The following is a 4,630-nucleotide window of genomic DNA, read 5'->3' on the forward strand; positions in this document are numbered from 1 at the left end:
TCTAATAAAATTTCAAATCTTGTGCTTTGCTTATTGCAGGCGCAGCACCTATTTTTAAAATTCCGCATTTCGCAGAAATCTAAAGTGGCGCTAGAATTTTAAATTCCCGTTCGCGCTAGCCGCAAAATTTCAAATTTGCAGACTTCAAACAAGCGCTAGTTTATGTTAGAGCCTGCTTTAGTCGCTCCACGGAATTTAGGCTAAGCTTGATTGTTTCAAACCCACTTCATTGAGCTTTAAAAATTTAGATTATTTCTTTGATCGTATCGGATAATGCCTGCCGCCACGAAATTCCTGAAGCCGCCCTATTACCATATGTGCAATTAAAAGCGGCGCTAACGCGGAATTAAATAGTATAAGTGAAATCTGTAAAAGGTATGAAATTTAATCATAGAATTTTAAGCGCCAAGAATTTGCGATAGAATTTCGCCGCGCAAATCAAATCCCAAAGCTAACCTAGCCTACTCGAAAACCTTTGCTTCTAAGCCATGTAGCCTTTGCAAGCCGATATCGATATATTCGTTAAGCTTCTCATTATTTTCCAGCAATTTGTCGTAATAGCTCTTGGCTCTTTCTCTAGCGGTCGCATCAGGCTCGATATACTTTAGCCCGCTTTTGAAAAATCCTTTGGATTCCACAAAATAGATCGAGTGGATCTTCTCGCAGTGCGATAGCCCTGCTTCAGTGTAGTTTAAAATCGATTCGTACGCGATGTTGCCTAACAGCTCCTGCAGTCTATTTGCGGGATTTTTGAAAAACTCGGCAAACTCCTTATACGGCGTAAAAACCTGATCAAGATTTTTCATCGCATCGCCGTAGATACCCTTTTTCAGGCGAAACATCGTCATTTCTTGAGAACTTACAAACTTCTCTATTGCTTTTATCGTATCGTTTTTATTCACTGAATTTTCCCTTTTAAAATATGAAACGCTCGGATTATATCGTTTGTTTTATAAAAATCCGTTAAAAATCGGTTAAATTTTGCCCTAGCGTTTTAGCCAAATTTCCTTGAGCGCTTTTGATTAAATTTCCCGCCTCAGCCGCCGCACTTCTCGCACAATCCTCGCACGAGCACACTTTTGACATTTTTTTGTGGCAAAGCTGGCATCGAAATCTCCTCCATTTTATGGCAGCTTTCGCAGACAAAATACGCTTTGGCGCCGTCGGTAAGCTCATAAAAGCTTTTATGATTATTTTCGCTGGTAATTATCAAATTTTTCTCTTCCAAAAGCGCTATATTGCGATATATCGTGGTTTTATTAGCGCCCGTTAGTTCTACTAGTTCATCGTAGCTTACCGGGCATTTTTTCTCGCTTAGGATCTGCACGATCTGCACTCTAAGCGCAGTAGGAGCGATATCGTGACTCGCTAAAAAATCTTTGGGATCCATTTTACGCCTTTTTTAAAATTTAAGCGATGATAGCGAAATTTAGATAAATTTATATTAAGTTGCAACTAAGTTGCTTTTGATATACTTCCGCAATTTTTTTGGAAAGGAATTTTATGAAAAAGCTTGTTTTCACGCTTTTAGCAGCTAGTTGCGTAGCATTCGCCAAACCTACGGTCACCACGACCATACTTCCTACGAAGTATTTTGTTGAACAGATCGCAGGTGATACCCTGCAGGTAAATACAATGGTAGGCAAAGGCGCCGATCCGCACACATACGAGCCTAAGCCTTCGGAGATGAAAATGCTAGAAAATAGCGATCTGTATTTTGCAGTCGGTATAGAATTTGATGAAGTCTGGCTACCAAAGCTTGCCGCATCGTATCCGAAGATGAAGATAATCCACACCGAAGATGGCATCACTAAAATGGCTATGGCAGAGCATCACCATCACGACGAACATGATCATAGCGCACATCACGATGATCACGATCATGACGCGCATCATGAGCATGGCGACAAAGACCACGAGGCGCACGAGCACCATCATCATCACGGCGGCTTAGACCCACATATCTGGCTCGATCCGCAGCTTGTAAAAATTCAAGCTAAAAATATTAAAGACGCGTTAACCAAACAGTATCCTAAGGATGCTAAAATTTATGAAGCAAATTTCGATAAATTTGCTAAAAAGCTTGACGAGCTGGACGCTTACGCAAAGCAAAAATTAGCGGGCGTCAAAGGAAAGAAATTTATGGTTTATCATCCGTCTTGGGGCTATTTCGCACACCGATACGATTTGGAGCAGATCGCAGTCGAAGTAGAGGGCAAAGAGCCTAAGCCTGCGGATTTAGCCGAGCTGATCGAGGAAGCCAAAGAGGAGAAGATCAAAGTGATTTTCGTCGCACCGCAGTTTTCCAAAAAGGCAGCGCAAACCATCGCCGCACAAACAGGCGCAAAGGTGATGGAGATCGATCAGCTGCCGCTAGATTGGTACGAGACGATGAAAAAGACGATCGACGTTTTCGGAGAAAATTTGTAGTTGATGAAATTTATTAAAATTTTACTTTTATCCGCGATCTTTAGCTCGCGGATATTTGCGTGCGCTCTGTGCGCCCTATACACGCCCACTGCGCACGTTAGCATCACTCCCGTCGCACAAGACGGCAAGATCGTAAGCCTACATTTTTCGTGGCTTTTCTCTCAAAATTTTACCGACGTCATAATGCAGACCTACGATATAAATTCCAATGGCAAGCTTGAAAATAGCGAGCTTGCCGAGATAACTAAGGCGATGACCGATTATCTAACCCCCAAAAACTACCTTTGCGAGGCGGAATTCTACGATCAAGCGCCAAAAAACGCAAAGCCCGCGCTTAGCAATCTCGTAGGCACGCAAATCAAGGGAAATTTTAAAAACGCAATAAGCCTCGTCAAAAAGGGCAGACTCGTGTTCGAGTTCGATCAAAAGGTTGGCTTCGAACTGCGAAACAACCGCGTTCTTAAAATTTCCATTAACGACGATCAAGGATTTTTCAATTTCAAAATGCTTGACGACAAGCCCATTAATCTAGGCGAGGGCTTTGTAGCGAAGCCTAATTCAAATTTAACCACCACCTTTATAGAATTTAGCGGCGAAAAGCCAAAAATCGCAGATAAAAAACCGCCAATTTCAAGCGCGCCGAACTCCGATTTAGCGCAGAGCGGTGTTGCATCTAGCCAGCAGAGCCTTGCGGGCTCAGAGAGCAAACTTGCGCAAGGTGGTCAAGCTAAACCGAATTCCAGCTCGGCGCGCAGATCAAACCAAAGATCCGTCGGCGATATTGTTTCGGAGGCTGCAGCAGAGGCGCAAAAAAATATCGCCGCTTCGGATACTCTCGCGCAGATTAATAAAGCCGCCAAAAAGGACGCGCAGGCAAAAGATGGTCCCGCAAATTCTGCAGCGCCTGTAGATAAAGGCGTGAGCGAAAATTTAACGGCGAGACGAGACAACTCTTTAAATTCCGCGCATTCTACGCAAAATCTAGCGACGCCGCCCGAGGAGAGTTCTTTAAATTTAGCGCAAAATAACGCGAGCAAAAACGGCGCCACATCCGACAGCGACGAGATTTCAAGCGAGCAGCACAAAGAGGTCTCGCTGGGATTTGTCGCGCAAAAGACGATGGATTTTATGAAAAGCCTCAAAACGGCGTTTCGCGCAAGCAGCGAGCATGCAAGCGCGAGCACCATCCTATGGGTCTTGGCGCTTTCTTTCATATACGGCTTTTTCCACGCGGCGGGTCCAGGGCACGCGAAGCTGCTAACGGCGAGCTATTTCTTAGCCCATGGCGGAAGCTACATCAAGGCCTTTGGATTTGCCCTTAAAATCGGGCTTCTACACGTCCTAGGAGCGCTCGTTTTGGTAAGCGCGAGCATGTTTGTGTTGCAAAATGTCGCAGGGCTCGTCTCTGCAAACTCCGCCTCGATCACAACGAAAATTTCAGCGCTTCTGATCATCGTCATAACGGCGCTCATCATCTACGACAAAGCTCGCCGCGTAAGATCGGGCGCCCACCACGATGCGGGCTGCTCCTGCGCCGCTTGCGCTTCCGTCGCAAAGACCGCAGAGACTGACGCCCGCTTAAAAAATACGGCATTTACAAACGCCGGGAATTCCGCTCACGCAGCGTCAAAGAGCTATAAATTTTCTAAATTTAAAACCCCTGGCGGCGAATCCGCGCAGTATTTAGATACTGAAAATTCGGGTGCCACAACGGCAGAGCTAAATTCAGATTCAAATTTAACCGCAAGCCTAGAAGAAAACTCGTCTACCCAAAACAAGCAAAAACAGACTTTGAATTCTACAAATTCCAAAAACCAAACCTCGTCTCGCTCTCTGCAAAATGGCGCGACTAGCGGCGGCGAGAAAGGGCAAGAGTGGCTTATCGCGCTTGCTGCGGCGCTCGTGCCCTGCCCTGGCACGATCCTTATTTTTGTGCTTGCCTTCAGCCTCGGAAGCTTCGCGCTTAGTGTCGCAAGTGCGCTTTTCATCGGTTTTGGAATGAGCGTCGTGATATTTTTAGCCGCGCTTTTCGGCGCGAAAGCAAACGAGCTAAGCTCAAAGCGGCTCGTAAGCCTGAAGCTTTACGTCGAATTTTTGGGGCTTTTCGTCATGTTCGGGCTCGGGATTTTTATGTATTTCATCTCAGACACCCTCAGGATACTGTGATTGCAAGCTTCGGATGCAAATTTTAAAAAGCAGC

General features: G+C 45.3%; 4 protein-coding genes. 2 read left to right on the forward strand and 2 right to left on the reverse strand.

The genetic code is table 11. The annotated features are described in order from the left end of the window. Positions 1-461 precede the first annotated feature (461 nt). Both Q0256_RS07475 and Q0256_RS07480 read right to left on the reverse strand, forming a co-directional pair. Positions 462-902, reverse strand: a complete 441-nt coding sequence (locus Q0256_RS07475; RefSeq protein ID WP_005873131.1) for a hypothetical protein — start codon at positions 900-902, stop codon at positions 462-464. A 134-nt stretch (positions 903-1,036) separates the two neighbouring features. Further along, a complete protein-coding gene (locus tag Q0256_RS07480) occupies positions 1,037-1,390 on the reverse strand; it encodes an HTH domain-containing protein (RefSeq protein WP_297961789.1) in 354 nt (117 codons plus the stop codon). Between the two features lie 113 nt (positions 1,391-1,503). Here Q0256_RS07480 and Q0256_RS07485 point away from each other — a divergent pair, with 113 nt between their 5' ends. Together Q0256_RS07485 and Q0256_RS07490 are read left to right on the forward strand one after the other, a co-directional pair. Continuing rightward, positions 1,504-2,430 (forward strand): zinc ABC transporter substrate-binding protein, encoded by a 927-nt coding sequence (locus Q0256_RS07485; RefSeq protein WP_297961792.1) that lies wholly within the window; start codon positions 1,504-1,506, stop codon positions 2,428-2,430. A 3-nt stretch (positions 2,431-2,433) separates the two neighbouring features. Next, a complete protein-coding gene (locus Q0256_RS07490; protein WP_297961795.1) occupies positions 2,434-4,596 on the forward strand; it encodes a DUF1007 family protein in 2,163 nt (720 codons plus the stop codon). Positions 4,597-4,630: the final 34 nt, after the last annotated feature.

Source organism: uncultured Campylobacter sp. (assembly GCF_937949835.1).
Lineage (GTDB): Bacteria > Campylobacterota > Campylobacteria > Campylobacterales > Campylobacteraceae > Campylobacter_B.

Coding starts and splice junctions, on each gene's coding strand:
- Q0256_RS07480 (WP_297961789.1), bottom strand. CDS start 1,390: ATGGATCCCAAAGATTTTTTAGCGAGTCACGATATCGCTCCTACTGCG.
- Q0256_RS07485 (WP_297961792.1), top strand. CDS start 1,504: ATGAAAAAGCTTGTTTTCACGCTTTTAGCAGCTAGTTGCGTAGCATTC.
- Q0256_RS07490 (WP_297961795.1), top strand. CDS start 2,434: ATGAAATTTATTAAAATTTTACTTTTATCCGCGATCTTTAGCTCGCGG.